15 protein-coding genes are annotated in these 17,821 nt (G+C 39.6%); 10 read left to right on the top strand and 5 right to left on the bottom strand.

Annotated elements, in window-relative coordinates:
• Positions 1-5 precede the first annotated feature (5 nt).
• Entirely contained in the window at positions 6-1,040 is a 1,035-nt protein-coding gene (pheS, locus tag DK880_RS02615; protein WP_109997705.1) for a phenylalanine--tRNA ligase subunit alpha, read from the top strand.
• Here the strand turns inward: pheS and DK880_RS02610 are convergent.
• From DK880_RS02610 to DK880_RS02590, 5 genes are all read right to left on the bottom strand, one after another.
• Complete coding sequence (locus DK880_RS02610) at positions 1,035-1,619, bottom strand: ankyrin repeat domain-containing protein (protein WP_109997269.1); 585 nt, start codon at positions 1,617-1,619, stop codon at positions 1,035-1,037. The two genes, pheS and DK880_RS02610, sit on opposite strands and share 6 nt — an antisense overlap.
• Positions 1,620-1,631: 12 nt before the next feature.
• Entirely contained in the window at positions 1,632-2,609 is a 978-nt protein-coding gene (locus DK880_RS02605; RefSeq protein ID WP_109997268.1) for an FKBP-type peptidyl-prolyl cis-trans isomerase, read from the bottom strand.
• An 18-nt stretch (positions 2,610-2,627) separates the two neighbouring features.
• A complete protein-coding gene (locus tag DK880_RS02600) occupies positions 2,628-3,620 on the bottom strand; it encodes a DHH family phosphoesterase (RefSeq protein ID WP_239302500.1) in 993 nt (330 codons plus the stop codon).
• A gap of 71 nt (positions 3,621-3,691) precedes the next feature.
• The gene (locus DK880_RS02595; protein ID WP_109997266.1) at positions 3,692-5,560 is read right to left on the bottom strand and encodes a SurA N-terminal domain-containing protein; all 1,869 of its coding nucleotides are present in this window, start codon (positions 5,558-5,560) and stop codon (positions 3,692-3,694) included.
• 127 nt (positions 5,561-5,687) lie between these two features.
• A complete protein-coding gene (locus DK880_RS02590; RefSeq protein ID WP_239302499.1) occupies positions 5,688-6,137 on the bottom strand; it encodes a YcxB family protein in 450 nt (149 codons plus the stop codon).
• 260 nt (positions 6,138-6,397) lie between these two features.
• On the opposite strand from DK880_RS02590, the gene rseP reads away from it, so the two are divergent.
• The 9 genes from rseP (at position 6,398) to rplT (ending at position 17,646) form a co-directional block, all read left to right on the top strand.
• A complete protein-coding gene (rseP, locus tag DK880_RS02585; protein ID WP_109997265.1) occupies positions 6,398-7,720 on the top strand; it encodes an RIP metalloprotease RseP in 1,323 nt (440 codons plus the stop codon).
• A 115-nt stretch (positions 7,721-7,835) separates the two neighbouring features.
• On the top strand, positions 7,836-10,328 hold the full coding sequence (gene lon, locus DK880_RS02580) for an endopeptidase La (RefSeq protein ID WP_109997264.1): 2,493 nt from the start codon (positions 7,836-7,838) through the stop codon (positions 10,326-10,328).
• Positions 10,329-10,352: 24 nt separating this feature from the next.
• Entirely contained in the window at positions 10,353-11,663 is a 1,311-nt protein-coding gene (mtaB, locus tag DK880_RS02575) for a tRNA (N(6)-L-threonylcarbamoyladenosine(37)-C(2))-methylthiotransferase MtaB (protein ID WP_109997263.1), read from the top strand.
• Between the two features lie 251 nt (positions 11,664-11,914).
• Entirely contained in the window at positions 11,915-13,294 is a 1,380-nt protein-coding gene (gene aspS / locus DK880_RS02570; protein ID WP_109997262.1) for an aspartate--tRNA(Asn) ligase, read from the top strand.
• A 184-nt stretch (positions 13,295-13,478) separates the two neighbouring features.
• On the top strand, positions 13,479-14,990 hold the full coding sequence (locus DK880_RS02565) for a leucyl aminopeptidase (RefSeq protein ID WP_109997261.1): 1,512 nt from the start codon (positions 13,479-13,481) through the stop codon (positions 14,988-14,990).
• Between the two features lie 18 nt (positions 14,991-15,008).
• On the top strand, positions 15,009-16,196 hold the full coding sequence (locus tag DK880_RS02560) for a prolipoprotein diacylglyceryl transferase (protein ID WP_162534133.1): 1,188 nt from the start codon (positions 15,009-15,011) through the stop codon (positions 16,194-16,196).
• Between the two features lie 52 nt (positions 16,197-16,248).
• Entirely contained in the window at positions 16,249-16,758 is a 510-nt protein-coding gene (infC, locus tag DK880_RS02555; RefSeq protein WP_109997259.1) for a translation initiation factor IF-3, read from the top strand.
• A 219-nt stretch (positions 16,759-16,977) separates the two neighbouring features.
• On the top strand, positions 16,978-17,178 hold the full coding sequence (gene rpmI, locus DK880_RS02550; RefSeq protein ID WP_109997258.1) for a 50S ribosomal protein L35: 201 nt from the start codon (positions 16,978-16,980) through the stop codon (positions 17,176-17,178).
• A gap of 123 nt (positions 17,179-17,301) precedes the next feature.
• Positions 17,302-17,646 carry a 50S ribosomal protein L20 gene (rplT, locus tag DK880_RS02545; protein ID WP_109997257.1) on the top strand — a complete coding sequence of 115 codons (345 nt, stop codon included), beginning with the start codon at positions 17,302-17,304 and terminating at the stop codon, positions 17,644-17,646.
• The last annotated feature ends 175 nt before the right edge of the window (positions 17,647-17,821 follow it).

The following is a 17,821-nucleotide window of genomic DNA, read 5'->3' as shown; positions in this document are numbered from 1 at the left end:
GTAGTATGCTTCATATAATTATAGAATTACAAGAAAAAATAAAGAAGACGGAATTAAATAGTTCCGCTGCTCTAGAAGATTTCCGGCGTGATTTCATCAGTAAAAAGGGGAAGCTAGCTGCTTTATTTGAGGCATTTAAAACCTTATCCACTTTAGAGAAAAAGCAGATAGGGCCTGCACTCAATGCGCTTAAGCAAGCAGCAGAAAAAAAATTTAAAGAAGCCAGCAAACAATGGCAGCAAAGCACTCCTCAAACAGCTGGTGGCCAACCAGTAGATGTAACGCTTCCAGCTATTGGTCCTCCTTTAGGTAGCTTGCATCCTGTGCGCATTGTACAAAATAAAATTATTGCCCTATTTGAACAGATGGGTTTTAACCTTACAGAAGGACTAGAGATTGTAGATGACTGGCATAATTTTGCTGCTCTAAACTTTCCTGAAAATCATCCCGCTAGAGCCATGCAAGATACCTTCTTTCTACAACGGCATCCAGACCGTTTGTTACGTACCCATACTACTTCTGTACAGATCGCTGCTTGTACGGCACAATCCCCCCCCATCCGATCCATTACAGCAGGACGTGTTTTTAGGAATGAAGCCATATCGGCACGATCGCATTGCTTTTTTCATCAGGTAGATGGCATGTTTATAGATACCCATGTTACCTTTAGTGATTTACAGGCAACCATTCGCCACTTGGTAAGCGCGTTATTTGGCACTGCTACCCCTGTTCGTTTCAGGGCTTCCTATTTTCCCTTTACAAAGCCAAGTATAGAGGTAGATATAGGCTGTATATTGTGCCAAGGAAAAGGATGTACAGTCTGCAAGCAGAGCGGCTGGGTAGAAATATTAGGGGCAGGTATGATAGATCCTACTGTATTGATGAATTGCCGTATTGATACCGCCAAGCAAAGTGGATTTGCATTCGGCATGGGTATGGAACGGATTGCTATGTTGCTTTATAAAATTGAGGATGTACGGCTTTTTTCGGAGCATGATCTTATGTTTTTGCGTCAATTTACAGCTTGTGCAGATCTATAAGGTGGCTTTTTTGTTTTTAAGGAATGTAATAATTTCCTGATCATTCATTGTATATGCATAATAAAGGGGGGTGTAGCCATGGATATCTTTGCAATTTTTGGTTGCTCCCTCCTTTAAAAGTACGTTAATGACCTTTATATATGCTTCTTTTTCTTTTTTATACGTTTTTTTACACGCTTCGTTTACTGCAAAATGTAAAGCGGTCCATCCGTTGTATCCTGCTGCATTTATATCGATACCACCTCGGAGTAGCTTTTCTATAATAGCTATACGATCTTGCGTAGCTTTTTCATTACCCATAGTGGATTTTGTATCCCCACATGCCCAATGCAAGAGCGTATTGCCATCTTTATCTGGTTCAGTAAGATCTTGCTTTGCTTTTAAGCATGTATTGAACTTATTGATATTCCCTTCTTTTACAGCTTCTTTTAATGTTAGTCGTGTGAAGTCTGTAGCATTGGTTTGTTGACAGCTGCCAGCTTGCATCCAACAGCATACCATAACCAGCAGCAGCGGCCTTTTGACCATTTGAATAAGCAAACAAATAGTATATAACAAACGCCTACGCATATCAATCATCTGCTATAAGTGTTAACTTCCTATATTTATTACTTGAATATCAAATATTAAAACAGTGTTAGGTGGAATATGGCTATTTCCTTTTTCCCCATAAGCAAGCGCAGAAGGTATAAAAAAACGTGCCTTTTCATTTTTCTTTAGTAACGGTAATCCTTTGTCCCATCCTGCTATAACTTCACCATTTCCTACTAGAAACTTAAAAGGCTTATAGTCTCTTGTAGCATTATACAAGTTGTGCGCTTTAGCAACTTCCGCTATACTGGTATCAAAGACAGTACCATCCAGGAACTTACCTATATAGTGTACTGCTACTGTTTCATTTTGTACAACTGGTGCATCTTGTGAAGGTTGATCAATAGTATAGAAAAGACCAGCATCAGTTGTTTCAGCTGGTATGTTGTGTTCTTTTAAATAATCTATGATCAACTTTTTATCTTTTTCCAATTGCGCAGCACGATCTTCTGCTTTCTTTCTTACCATTTCCATACGCGCTGCGTCTGTCATAATCTTATTTACTGTAATATCTACCATTAACTTATCGTCCGCTTTAAGCTGGAAAATCTTTAACAAAGCTTCTACCGATAGTGGGTCAACATCCGCCAACATATGTTGTGGCGTGCATTTAAAAATCATGCGCTGTTTTTCTTCAACCATGCCAATCACCTCAATCAATTGCTTATACGGCTTAACTAGGTTATCATTAAACTGCCATAAGATATTGGATTCATTGGCTATTGTAGTTGCCCCATTAGCTTGTTGCGCTTGTGCTGCCTGTTTCTTTTTATCTGCTATTTTTTTTATTTCAAAAGAAAATATTACCCACTCTCCATGCTGTATCTTTCTTCCATTACCCGGCATCATTCGTTTATAGGAAATACCAGATGATAGCTGCATAAAAGGGTAACCATACTGATGGTGTTGGTGGTTGTACCAAACCAGCCCCAAGCTAGCTGCTAAAAATAAAAATAGTATACTAGTTCTACCTTTCATTACAGAATAATTTATAACTCATACTGTATGATTAAGCATGAATTGTTTTAACCCTTGCTCAAATTGATCTATTGTTTCAGTTAAACTTAAGTTAGAAATGCCTCCTGCTGCATTTCTATGCCCCCCTCCATTAAAGTATTGTTTAGCAATTGCATTAACAGGTAATTCCCCAACGGAGCGTAAAGAAATAGAAACCATATCTTCCTTCTCTTGTAAAACCGCTGCTAGTGCGATTCCTTGCAGGCTAAGGGCATGGAATATCAACCCATCCGTGTCTCCCTGCTTGAGATGGTATCTTTTACAATCTTCCTTTTGGATAACAAAATAGGCTGTATGCAAGTCTGGTAATACTATCAGACGCTGGTTGATTGCAAATCCAAAGAAATGCAACCTGTTGAGTGATTTATTATCATATATCAATCGCTGTACACCAAAAGTGTCTACCCCATGCTCCATTAACTCTGCTGCTATGCGATGCGTTTTAGGTGTAGTGTTAGGATTTTTAAAAGAATTAGTATCTGTAATTAAGGCAGCATACAGGCAAGTAGCTATAGAAGTGGTAAGGTTATTTTTCTGGCCTAACGATTCTATCAGTTGAAACAGCACCTCTCCACTAGCAGCAGCTTTGGGGTCCCAAAAAAAAATATCTGCAAAATCCTCTGGCTCAGTATGATGATCAATAACAACCTTAATTACACCAGGTTTTTTTAATATAAATTCTAATAGGCCCAATCGGCTGGCCGTAGAAAAATCAATACAAAAAAGCAAATCTATATCCCCTATGCGCGCTTCCAAAGCCTCTGCTGTATAGGTTTCTGCTACTACTACCTTATCTGCACCAGGCAGCCAAGATAGAAAATCAGGATAAGCGGTTGGCGCAATAACCTGTACACTATGTCCTTCTGCGCTTAAAAATAAACCCAATGCCAATGAAGTTCCCAATGCATCTGCATCAGGTCCTGTATGCATGACAATTGTAATCCGTTTGGGACTGACAAGTTGCGCTTTCAAACTAGATACATCATACATAAAATGTGATTTTATTTAAAAAATATTTTTATATTCTGCCCTTTTCTTTAAACCTACAACCTTGCCCCTGTTGCATCGTTGTAGTTATACCGTTTATCTACAATGTGGGCTAACTCTTTCATGCTTTCACTTACATAATAGCTTTCTATGCTTACATAATAGCTTTGCATGAATGATTCTGTTGGCTTATTCAGCTCATCCCCTTCCTCTGTTGACGCCATGGTCTGAGGCTGTTTATTTTCTACATGCACAATAAATACACCCTCAGCAGCCGCATCAACAATAGGTTCGCTGAGGGTGCCCGCTGTTAATCCAAAGCAACTACCTATCAAAACGTTCGCTTTATTGAGAAGCCTATCCTCATTTTTAGAAAACCGCACTCCTTTTACAGACTTTAATTCAATGGGTTGCTCCTTATACTGTGCTGCAATAGCTGGTAAGATAGCAGCTTGCGGTTGATTGCAAAGCTGCTGAAGCTGTTGCGTAAGGTTCGTTTTGATTATAGTAGCTTTTGCCTCATTGAGTACCTTAGTGCGTACATTGTAATACATAGCGTCTGAATCAAGAGAAGGTAACGTCCCTTTTTTTGTTTTCTCAGTCATAATCACCAATAAATAAACGTCCTCCAGCGTAAAAATAGGGGAAATAGCTCCTGTTTTTGATTCTGTGTATAGCCAATGTATTACTGCTTTAGCCGCTCCATAGGGACCGATCGCGCTGTCAGCCGGTGTAAGATTGGTTGCCTCTTGTACGGCTATCCCTTGTTGTTCAGCTATTGCCTTAAAGTCATTCATACTTTTTACTTTTGCAGCGAAATTTTCCACGCGCTTATATTGCTTAGCACGTGCCCGCTTAGAGATAGCTTGTTTTTTTTCGATGACAGCTATTTGATAGGTAGCGTTCCCCCCTTGATTGGCAGTTACTGCTACCACTTTATATAATCTGTGAAAGCCTTCTTGTACCACAGGTCCTACCACCATACCCCTTTGCAGCGTATGTTTAATGCTAGCGAATGCCTCCGGTAGTGCATCTCTGCTGCATTCTAAACGCGTATGGGTAGGATGCCCATCTGTATTTTTTTGCGCAAAATAGTAAGGGTCGCTGGCAGAAGAAAATTGGGCGGTAAGTCTATCTAATGCCTTTTGAAAATGAACGTTATCTTTTTCATCTGGCTGGATGGGGAAAGCAATATATTGTATGTTGATGCTGTCTGAATTTTTTGAATACTGTGCCTTATGCCGCAGTACATATTCCTGTAATGATTCTGTTGTAAGCGTAACAAGATCATCGCTAATGGAAGTAAAAGGAATATAAAGGTATGTTACATCGCACAGCATTTCCCTATATTTTGCTTTGTGTGTCTTTTCTAGGGAAGTAGTAAAGTTACTTTGTACCATCAACTTATTCAGTTGGTTGACAGCTTTTTTGAAGGAAAAACCATGGCCTATTTGACGCAATATCTTTTCCCCATCCTTGCTGCGTTCTATATCATTTAACCACGTCAGCCATTGCTGTTGGTCAAAAGGACTTTCTTTAATCTCTTCCTTTATCAAATCAATCCATTCATCCATACTTAATGCATCTGTACCCATCGAGAGATTCAATCGCTTAAGCTCCTTTTCATAGAGCTCCTTCCTTATAAGTTCTTCCCAAACAGATTGCTTGGCATCCATTTGCGCTTTCTCGGTTGGTTTTGTATGCTGCGCTTTAAGTTTATTTTTAATCCCGTTGTGGTAATCCTTTATGCTTATGGGTATACCCTCTACATATCCAACCGCTTCTACGTCCTTGTGGAAGCAAGGGAAGGAAAAATACTGCCCCATATCACTTATCCCCTGCAATAATAACGGTATACAACAGCCGATCACTATAACAATACAAGCACTACCTGCCTTTTTTCTAATGTTTTCCAGTAATGTCATTTAAAAATGAGAATTGAAAACCATATTATTTTTATTGTTTCCCTCCCCTCGTTAAGGGGAACATACCATACGTGGAATATGTACGAATATAGTCCCTAATTGAATAGAATCAAAATAATTTGCCTGGCTATCCTTTTAAAAGTCCTTTACGCTGTAACAGTGTTGTAAAAAGCTTAACCTCATTGTCTCCACGAAAAATCTTAAAGGGGAGACAAAAAAACTGTGCCTTAGATAGGATAAGTAAAAAATAAGCTTTTTTTTTATAAGCTTTTGTAATGTTTATCCAGGGAAAAGGAATAGCCTGCCGGGAATTGACTTGCATAATCAAATATTGGTTATTGATTTCGTAAATAACGCGCTCAAATATAAGCCGGTTTTCTTCCAACTGTGTAAACCCATAGAATTGAATCAACCAAAAAAGTAGATACCCAATAAAAAATAGCATACTACCTACTATAAACCAAATGGTTTTTATAAAAAAGGTAGCACTTATTCCCAATAGGAGCAGCAAGAAAATCCACCAATGTAACCGCAATATATTTTGCATGCCTAGTTTTATATATAGCCCGCTCGGCATTTTGTATTTTTTTGTTCTAATAATCATATGTAAGTAAAACCCAATAATGTACATTTAAAAAGCAGCTTTCCTGCTAAAGCAATGGCAGGCCATTGCTTTAGCCTATTCTTTTTATTAAAAGATCTTGTCAATATAATGATTTTAAGCTAGATATATCCTTTAGGGGATATCTTCTTTTTTTCTTAATTTCGAGAGTATGTGGCATACTGTTAGCTATTTACATTTAAAACGTAGAGAGAATTTTTCATTCTATAAAATATATGGCGTCTGTACTTATTCAAGTTATTCAATTTTTAGCTGGTTTATCACTTATCGTAGGGATCCATGAGCTAGGGCATTTATTTTTTGCTAAACTATTTAAAATGCGTGTAAATAGCTATATAATTGGGTTCCCTCCCAAAATTTTTAAAATACGGTATGGTGAAACAGAGTATGCAATCGGCTCCATTCCATTGGGGGGTGCGGTGCATATTGCGGGTATGCTAGACGAATCTTGCCCTTCAACTCCTGCAGCTGACCTCCCCCAACCGTGGGAGTTTCGGTCCAAACCAGCCTGGCAACGCTTGATCGTTATATTAGGGGGTATTATTTTTAATCTGCTTAGTAGCTTACTGATTTATATAGGCTTATGCTATGCAATGGGTTATCATTTCCTCTCTAAAGACAGTGTCAATCAATACGGTATAATGCCTAATGCTGTGGGCGTACAGATGGGATTCAAGCCAGGCGATAAGGTTATAAAGATCAATGGAAAAGATTTTGAGAACTTTCATGACATTTATACGGCAGCTATTTCATTGCATGCTTCAAGTTACTATACGGTCTGTAGAGCAGGCCAAACCTTAGAGTTGCCCATTATACCAGAGCGCTTCATGGCTTTAGCAAAGGAAGAAACGGTTGGCTTTATACGTCCTATGCAGCCTTGTATCATTGCTTCTGTTGATTCCCATAGCAGTGCCGAGCTTTCAGGTTTAATGGCAGGGGATCAGATTGTTAAGTTAGCGGATCAGGATATATTCGATTGTGCACAATTAATGGAAGTCCTTCCTTCTTTTCTGGGAAAAAGTGTTAGCATCTTGTACATGCGAAAGGGCTATCCAATGGCTACTTCACTTACCATAGATGCAAAAACAAAACGGTTAGGTATTGGTATAGCCCCTCCTGCCTTAACCTATATCAAGCAAAGCTATTCATTGCTCCAAGCCATTCCTGTTGGGCTACAGCAGGCTACTACCGTAATGCAGCAGCAGTTATGGGGAATGTGGAAAATAGTTACAGGAAAATTATCTATTAAAAAATCATTAGGGGGTCCCATTAGCCTGGCTACCATGTTTGAGCGTACATTTGTTTGGCATAGGTTTTTAACACTTGTTGCTATGCTATCCATAGTAATTGGCTTAACCAATGCCTTTCCCCTCCCTGTATTAGATGGAGGACATGCCCTGTTTATATTGTATGAGATGCTATTTAGGAAAAAAGTTCCTGATAGGGTCATCCAGCTAACCCAACAAATTGGCTGGGTACTTTTGGTTTTAATTATGTTGTATGTATGTGGGAATGATACCTATAAGTTATTTGCCTAATCAAAGCATGCCCTACTTTGGGTTGATGTGCCGACTTTGGCATGTTATTTGTTGGAAACTATAGTATATGTAATAAGATTAGGATAATAAACCGTATAAGCATCAATTATTTACAATGTATTTTAATAATACGTCATTAATCATAGATGGGGCTTTATCTGCTGCGTGGGGAGGGGATAGCCTAGGAGGCATGGTAGAGCTTATTGTATCTGATGATACGGAGCAACTAGCTGGCAAGGATACCTTGGATAAAATTCCGCTGCTTACGCCATGTCATGTAGTGCTTTTCCCTAATGTAGTAATGTCTATTACTTTAAAAGAGAGGCATTCTATACATCTACTAGAAACCGTACAGGAGCGAGATGGTTTCTTGGGGATTGTTGCGCAACAAAATACAGAAACCACTGTCGAAAATACACCCCATAGGTATGGGGTAGGTACACTAGCTAAGGTTATTAAAATCATTAACTTGCCCAATGGCAAGACCATTGTATTGGTCCATGGCAAGCAAAAATTTCAGGTTCTTAGGACCTTTGCAACGGCATCCGGATTAGAAGCTACCATTCAGCTATTAAAAGATCAGCCTTATAAAGAAGATAAAAAGGTTATTGCCCTGATGCAATCTTTGAAAGATGTAGCCATTAAAATTTTGAAGTTCCGATCTGAAGCTTTTAATGAAGCGCAGGCCATCCTAGTGAACATTAAGAATCTCGATTTTCTTACCTACTTTTTAGCTTCTAACCTTAATTCAGATATACATTATAAACAGAAATTGCTAGAATTGAATAGCAGCGTTAAGCGCGCTAATTTGCTTCTAAAACATCTTTTGAAGGAATTAGAGATCTCAGAGCTTAAGAAGGAGATTCAAGATAAGGTACATTCCGATATTAGTCAGCAACAACGTGATTACTATTTAAGGCAGCAGGTTAAGATTCTACAGGATGAGCTGGGTGAGAATGATCTTTCAGAAGAAATAGAAGTGCTGCGTGCAAAAGGTAATAAAAAGCAATGGCCTAAAGAAGTAGCTGATTTCTTTAAGAAGGAATTAGATAAAGCTGAGCGGATGAGTCAACAGAGTCCCGAGTATGTCACCAGTATCAACCACGCAGAAGTATTGGTGGAGCTGCCATGGGGTGTGTATACGAAAGATAATTTAGACATCAACAAAGCTAAAAAATTTTTTGATGCTGCGCATTATAATATAGAAAAAGTAAAGGAGCGTTTGTTGGAATTTTTAGCTATTTTAAAGCTGAAAAAAAATATGAAAGGTCCTATTTTATGTTTATGCGGTCCGCCTGGTGTAGGGAAAACTTCTTTAGGTAAATCCATTGCTAAGGCAATGGGTAGAAAGTATGCACGTATTGCGCTAGGTGGTCTCAATGATGAAGCAGAAATACGTGGCCATAGGAAGACCTATATTGGCGCTATGCCTGGAAAAATTATTTATAATATACAGCGGGTTGGTGCCTCTAATCCTGTTGTGGTATTAGATGAAATAGATAAAATAGATCGCATGCGAGGGGACCCAGCTGCTGCCTTGTTGGAGGTACTAGATCCAGAACAGAACCATACTTTTGTGGATAATTTTCTGGAAGTGCCTTATGATCTTTCTAATGTGCTATTTGTAGCAACTGCTAATACTATGGATCGTATTCCAGCTGCTTTACAAGATAGAATGGAAGTTATCGAAGTAAATGGCTATTCACTCGAAGAAAAGGTAGAGATTGCTAAACGTTATCTTCTGCCGAAACAAAGAAAAGAGCATGGTTTAAAAGCTACTGATTTATCGATACAGGATGATGCCTATGCCGCCATCATAGATGGCTATACAAGGGAATCTGGTATACGTGAATTAGCCCGGCAAATCGCTGGTGTTTGTAGGAAATTAGCAAAATCAGTTGCCCTCAAGGAACCCTATCTTAAGAAGGTAAAAAAAAGTGATATAGCTACTTTTCTTGGTCCAGTAATATTTGACAATACGGATTATCAGCATGCAAGGATTCCGGGAGTATCGGTTGGGTTGGCTTGGACGGCTTCAGGCGGTGAGATTCTCTTTATAGAGGCTGTATTAAGCAAAGGCAAAGGAAGGATTCATTTATCTGGTCAGTTAGGGGAAGTAATGAAGGAATCTGCCATGACGGCGCTTTCCTACCTAAAGGCAAATGAGCAGTATTTAGATGTATCACACGATATCTTTGAGAACTATGATTTGCATATCCATGTGCCTGCTGGCGCCATTCCCAAAGATGGCCCTTCTGCGGGAATCACACTTTTTACCTCATTGGTATCCCTTTATACGCAGAAGAAGGTAAGAGATAGTTTAGCCATGACAGGAGAAATTACGCTTCGTGGGCAAGTACTTCCAGTGGGAGGTATTAAGGAGAAAATTTTAGCAGCTAAACGCGTAGGCATAAAAGAAATTATACTGAGCAGTAAGAACAAAAAAGATGTACAGGAAATTAAAGCATCCTACCGAGAAAAGTTGATCTTCCATTATGTAGATTGGGTAGATGAAGTCTACCGTTTGGCGCTACAACCAGATAAGGCAACCGATGCAAAGCGTTGGCATGCGCCTGTAGTAGATAGCAGGCAGGAGCCAACCGTATAAAAATTAGGTAGTCATCTAGATAAGATGAAAAAAGTCTCCTTTCATACATTGGGCTGCAAGCTTAATTTTGCTGAAACGGCTACTATTAGTCGTCTATTTGGACAAAAGGGATTTGTGACGGTATCATTGGACCAGCGGCCGCATGTTTTTGTACTAAATAGCTGTTCCGTAACAGAAAATGCGGATCGGAAATGTGCAAAAGTTGTTAAGCATGCCCTAAAAATGGCCCCCTCTGCTTTTGTAATTGTTATAGGTTGTTACGCGCAGCTTCAGCCAGAAGCTATTGCACAAATACCAGGGGTAGATGCTGTTTTGGGGAGTAATGAAAAATTTAAGCTATTAGATTTACTTACTGATTTTGATAAAAAAGAGGGAAATGAAACGGCTACCATTCAGGTGGCTCCTATCCAGGAGTCGCGTACCTTTTCGCCCGCTTATTCTCTAAGTGACCGCACAAGAGCCTTTCTGAAGGTACAGGATGGCTGTAATTATAAATGTACCTTTTGTACCATACCATTGGCCAGAGGAAGCAGTAGAAGTGCGCCTATTGCAGAAGTAGTTGCGCAGGCTAGAGCCATTGCAGTAAAAGGTATAAAAGAAATTGTGCTAACGGGTGTTAATTTAGGAGATTTTGGGCTCATCGATAACAAACGAACCGCCCATTTTCTGGAACTTATACAAGCATTAGAGGCTGTGGAAGGTATCGAACGGTTTCGTATTTCTTCTATTGAGCCCAATTTATTAAACAAAGCAATCATAACCTTTGTAGCGCAATCCAAGTGTTTTATGCCTCATTTTCACATTCCGCTTCAATCGGGTAGTGATAAGATTTTAAAATTGATGCACCGTCGATACAATACCCAGCTTTATCAAGACCGTATAGAGACGATTGCAAAAGAGATCCCCACTTGCTGTATAGGTGTGGATGTAATTGTTGGTTTCCCAGGTGAAACGGAAGAAGATTTCCTAACAACCTATCACTTTTTAAATAGTTTACCGATTGCCTATCTGCATGTTTTCCCCTATTCAGAAAGAGCCCAAACCAAAGCTGCCACTATGGCAGCTAGTGTGCCATTTGCAGAGCGTGCCCGCCGTGCCCATATGTTGCGGACACTTTCAGAAAAGAAACTACGCTATTTTTATAGTCAACATTTAGGTCAGCAGGCAAGGGTTCTATTTGAACAGGCAGAAGCAGAGGAACCCGTAGAGGGATTTACCGAAAATTACATTCGGGTGCAGCTCCCTTATCAGCAGGGGCTATCCGGCAAAGTCTGTCCAGTAATCCTACAAACCATCCATACAGAAGGGGTAGTAATCCCTAAACTACTCTCCTAATCCTGCCATTTCTTTGTTTTTTTAAAGAACCCTTTCTAAAGCAGTACCCAAAGCACAATAGGCGTATCCTAACTAGCTTTCCCCAAAACCATGGCTAATTTTTCCTTACCTTTAGGAATAAACGTTAAAAAGGGGCGCATAGGGTAGGAGCCCATAGGGTGTTCATCCCGAGCAGTTGTTGTATTACTACTGAAATTGAAGGATATCGATACCTTATTTTATTTAATAAACTAGGATAAATAGCATAGGCTATGCATGCACTTGTAGAAATTAAAAATCTTTCTTCACTAAGCGAGCAGGAAATCGTCCGGGTAAGGGGCAGGGTATTTTCTAAAAAAGTACATGGAACCCTATTGTTCTTAATTTTGAGGGATGGGTTACATACGTTGCAGGTCATTGTCGTAAAAGGAAAAGCTGTCGCTGGACATGCGTTTTCAGATAGCTGCTATGATGAGCTACGTAAAGTGGAAAATGAATCTTTTATAGAAGCAATCGGTATCGTTCAACGAACCGAAAAACCTGTATTGGCCTGTTCTCAACAAAAGATAGAATTGCGGCTGATTGCTTATACATTGATGAGCAGGGCTACTTTAACTTTACCAATTACCCTTAAAGAAACAGAACGAGCAGAAGTAGCCGCTGCTATACCTTATGGGAAGCGGTTGGATAATCGGGTCTTAGATCTGCGTACCCGTCTGTCGCAAGCTATTTTTCGTGTCAATGATGGTATGCTTGGGTACATACAAAAATACCTTCGTGAAGAGGAATTTATGGAAATTAAAACCCCGAAACTGATTGGGGGTTCCTCAGAAGGTGGTGCGGCACCATTTAGATTGGATTACTTTGGAGAACCTGCTTGTTTGGCACAAAGCCCCCAGCTATACAAACAAATGGTCCTCATGGGTGGCTTTAAGCGCGTATTTGAGATAGGCCCTGTTTTTCGTGCAGAGCATTCGCATACCACACGGCATCTTACGGAATTTGTAGGGATAGACCTTGAGATGCTCCTAGATGAAACCTATCAAGAAGTGATTCAACTGTTGTATCGATTGTTAACCTCTCTTTTTACTAAATTGAATGAGCAGTATAGCTCTGAAATAGCATTTATACAAGCTTTTTTTCATACTACCCCCCTGTTGTTTGCCCCGGAACTGGTAGCGTTGACTTTTCCAGAGGCGGTTGCCCTATTAAGCGCCTCTGGCAGTACCAGGGGAGAAGAGGAGGATTTCTCCACAGAAGAGGAGAAGCAATTAGGAGCAATCATCAGGGAGCAATACCAAACTGATTTGTATGTGGTCACCGGTTATCCTGCTGCAGTGCGCCCTTTTTATACTTTTATTGATCCAGAAAATCCTACCTATACCTATGGTTATGATTTTATGTTACGAGGAATGGAAATACTTTCTGGTGCACAACGCATACACGATTATAAATTATTAAGCGAGCGGGCAGCTGCATTGGGCATAGCAGCTCATACGATGTCTCATTATCTAGAAGCCTTTCAGTATGGTGCGCCCCCGCATGCAGGGGCGGGTATGGGGTTGGAACGCCTGCTGCGTGCTTTTCTGGGGCTGCCAGATGTCCGCTATAGCAGTCTTTTTCCAAGATACCCTAAACGATTGTATCCTTAGTTAGAAGGTATTTGTTTTAACCCAACCCATGCATTACAGTAACGCTACACATTGCTCCCTCTGCAGCATTATCAATTGATATAAATTGTTTATATTTATCGCTAGAGGGCCTTTGCGCTCTTTATAATAGCGTTGTATAGCGCGGGCCTATGATTGTAATAAACAGATTAAATCCTCATTTTTTATGTCTCGTGTTGCTATTGAGTTTCAGTTCCTGGACAATCAGGAAGTACAAGAAACCCTACCTTGTTATGCTATAGCTGTTCCTGAGGATCCTATGCAATTGCATAATGATCCATTAATTAGTGAACATTTTTACCATCAAGTTATTACCCCTTTGGTTAAAGAGACGCTGTTCAAAGGGAAACAAAATACGATAGTTTCTGCTAATTGTTTTCATCACATAGAGAAGGTAATCCTTTTTGGATTAGGTAGAAAAGAAGCAATAGATGAAGTAGTTATACGCAAAGCAGCTAGTAAAGTTTATAGGGAGTGTATGCTATTACACAGCAAATCTGTGGTAGTAAATTTTGCTTTTTTAGCAGATAATCCGGTCTATATCAAAGCCTTTGCAGAAGGTGTCCTATTGGCTGCGCATTATGATGAGCGCTTTAAATCTCAAAAAAAAGATACTACCATTCCTTCTCTTAGAAAGGTAGTTTTATTGGATGTATTAGACAATGCAGAAAATAACGAAGCCATCCAGCTAGCTGAGAAGATTACAAAAGGCGTTTACTTAGCAAAAGAATTGGTCAATGCGCCGGCTAATCATGTTACCCCTACTGTGTTGGCTAAAACAGCTATTGAGCTAGCTGAAAAATATCATTTTGATATAAATATACTTGAAAAGGAGGATTGTGCTCGTTTGGGGATGGCTGCTTACCTCTCTGTCAGTCAAGGATCTGATCAACCCCCTAAGTTTATTCATTTAGTCTATAAACCAAAGTCTTTAGATCCTCATGCCCCCTATAAAAAAATTGCTTTTATAGGTAAAGGAGTTACTTTTGATTCAGGAGGACTCAATTTAAAAATAGGCGCTGCGCACATTGAATTAATGAAATGCGATATGGCTGGTGCGGCGGCGTTGCTAGGCGCAGCAGAGGCTATTGGTGCGTTAAAACCCAATAAAGAAATTCATTTTATTATTGCTGCTACCGAAAATATGATTAGTGGCAGTGCCACCAAGCCTGGAGATGTGGTGACTGCCTCTAATGGTACAACCATTGAAATAGATAACACAGATGCAGAAGGTAGGCTTACCTTAGCGGATGCCTTGGTTTATGCAGAGCGATTAGAGGTAGAGGTCATAGTAGATCTAGCTACTTTAACGGGTGCTATCGTTGTAGCATTAGGCGATCATATAGCTGGTTTATTTGCTAATCAATCAGAATTGATACAGAGCCTAACACTTGCTGCGAAACGAACAGATGAAAAGGTTTGGGAAATGCCATTAGAGGAGGCCTATAGGGAGGATATGCAGTCTATGGTAGCAGATATACGCAATACAGGTAGCAAGCAGCGCAATGCTGGCTCCATTACAGCTGCGCTCTTTTTAAAGCAATTTGTGCAAAAAACCCCTTGGGCCCACCTAGATATAGCCGGTACTGCATGGAGAGAACAAGCATGCGCCTACCATGGGGCAGGCGCTACGGGGTTTGGTGTTCGTTTATTGGTGGACTGGATATTGCATGCGTAATCTTTTATGCCAACTGCTATGACTATGGTATGGGATGTAAATCCTATTCTTTTCCAGAAGGGGTTTTTTATGCTTCGCTGGTACGGTATATGTTTTACGGCTGCTTTTATGATTGCTTTACCTTTTTGGCACTATATGTTTGCTAAAGCAGGTAAAGCAAGGGAAGAAGCCGAACGGTTAACGACATACATTGCCATAGGGGTTATGGCAGGTGCACGGTTGGGTCATGTTATTTTTTATGATTGGTCTACGTATAAGCACAATTTAGTAGCCATATTTTCTCCTATTGTTTTTTCTCCTGAGTTTCAGATTGTTGGATTTTCTGGTTTGGCCAGCCATGGTGCGGCAATAGGTATTGTAGTAGCTATTTTTTTCTATATAAAGCGGATATCTATTGCGCTTGTACCACCTCGGATTCGCTTGATCAGTCGAAGACCTGCCCATGAGTTTTTATGGATTTTAGACCACCTCGTCATTTTATTTGCTTTGGGTGGCGCTTGTATTCGCATAGGGAATTTTATGAATTCTGAAATTATTGGAAAACCTACCCAGAAAAATTATGGGGTAGTCTTTGCTAGGGAAGTACGTGAAGAACTGTCTGCCCGTTATGCTGCTGTTATTCAAACTATGGATTTTCAGAAAGAAACCACTTGTGCATTGCCTATAAAGAAACATTACCAGCCTTTACGATTGACGCTATCTTTTAAAGAAGAGGTTCAAGATGAGGAAGTTATTACAAGATTGCTACAAAAACTAAAAAAAGATTTGGTGCGGTTATCCTATGTGGATCAACCTATGATTTATGAGCCGTATGAAACAGCGCTCTCCTATGAGCTAATACAACGGAAGCCTAATGTAAACTATCAAGTGGTTGTCCATACATCGGGGATTCTTAGGCATCCTACGCAGCTTTATGAAGCTTTATCCTGTTTCTGTATTTTTATTCTATCATTTATTTGGTGGTATACAAAAAGACAAGTGATTGCGCGAGGCTGTATGTTTGGAACTTTTATGTTAATTATTCCTTTATTCCGTTTTTTTCACGAGTTTTATAAAGAGTACCAAGTTGCTTTTGAGCAAACCATGTGGCTTAATATGGGGCAATTGCTTAGCTTACCTTGGATGTTGATAGGTTTGTTTTTAATATTGCGGTCAGTAAAGTTGGGACATACTGGCGTAATACAGAAGAAAGGGGAAGGACTTTAGACGTAGAAGGACAAAGGTAGTAATTTCTTTTAATCGGTCATTAGAGAAGTTAATGAGAGAAATGCATAATGTTAACGAGCGTATCATGGCACCAACGGTACGTTTGGTTGGAGAAAATGTAAGAGTAGGTGTTTACTCTATTGGGGAGGCTTTGGCTATTGCGGAGGATTTAGCGTTAGACTTAGTGGAGATTTCTAAATCAGATGGCTACCCTGTTTGTAAGGTGATGGACTATGCTAAGTTTAAATACCTACAAAAAAAGAAACATAAAGAAATTAAGGGAAATACACATAAAGTTATTGTAAAAGAAATTCGTTTTGGTCCTAATACCAGTGACCATGATTTTGACTTTAAATTGAGACATGCTATTAACTTCTTGGGAACGGGTGCTAAAGTTAAGGTTTGTGTAAAATTTATAGGAAGACAGATTATTTTTAAGGAAAGGGGAGAATCTATTTTATTGCGTTTCTTTCAAGGCTTGGAAAATTACGGTAAAATGGAACAATCTCCTAAATTGGAGGGGAAAAGGATGAGCATGATGATAGCTCCTTTAAAATCATAGGGAAAGCTATTAGAAATAAGAACTTTTTTATAACTTTAAAAAAAAAAGCTACCACAAAGGGGGGGAAGATTAAAGAGGGGAAGGATAAAAGAGGGGAAGGATAAAAAAGGGGAAGGATAAAAAAGGGGGAAAGCAATGAAAGAAGAAGTGTAGAAAAAAGAGGAGGAGAGGGAAGAAAAAGAGGGGAGGAAAAGTGGTTTAGTTGCTCAAATAACGGATATGCCAAAAGTTAAAACACATAGCGGTGCTACGAAAAGATTCCAGATAACGGGTAGCGGTAAAATAAAGCGCAAATATGCTTTTAAAAACCATTGTTTGGCTAAGGGAATTAAAAGTACCAAGCGTAAAAGGCATCTTACGCATAAGACATTGGTACACCCAACCAATGTGCCAATGATCCAAAAGTTATTAGCTATCTAGCTGGGCTACCGTAATTGTAATCATAGGAAATGGATCTGAAAGGGTATATAGCCTGTTTATTTAGAGCAGGGTTATTAACAAAAGATCCAAGCAGTATTAAAACATAATAAAAGGAAGCATGTCATGCCAAGATCAGTTAATGCGGTAGCATCTAAAGCAAGAAAAAAACGCATTTTACGCTTAGCAAAAGGCTATTGGGGCAAAAGAAAAAATGTCTGGACGGTTGCTAAAAATGCAGTAGAGAAAGGTCTTTTGTATGCCTATAGAGATCGTAAAACAAAGAAGAGAACCATACGTGCCCTATGGATACAGCGAATTAATGCGGCTGCACGCCTGCATGGTATTTCTTATGCCCAATTTATGGGAAAACTTAAGCTTGCAAATATACAGTTAAATAGGAAAGTATTAGCAGATCTAGCTATGAATCACCCCGCTGCTTTTGAGGCGGTTGTACAAAAAGTTGCGTAACGTAAGGTTTTGTAGCGTGGGCTGTACTACGCTGCTCGGCCTCTTTACGCTGCTGCTCCGCTTAAGATAAACCACTGCTATAATGGTGTATAGGGTAATCACTTCTCTATTGATTGATGCTTAAGAGAGGCATGTCAACTTCCTATGATTGCACAGAATGGAAATAGCCTACAAA

The organism is Candidatus Cardinium hertigii (genome assembly GCF_003176915.1).
GTDB classification, from domain to species: Bacteria; Bacteroidota; Bacteroidia; order Cytophagales; family Amoebophilaceae; genus Cardinium; species Cardinium hertigii_A.
The sequence above is the reverse complement of the archived record's forward strand: the minus strand, read 5'-3'. Positions and strand labels throughout refer to the sequence as shown.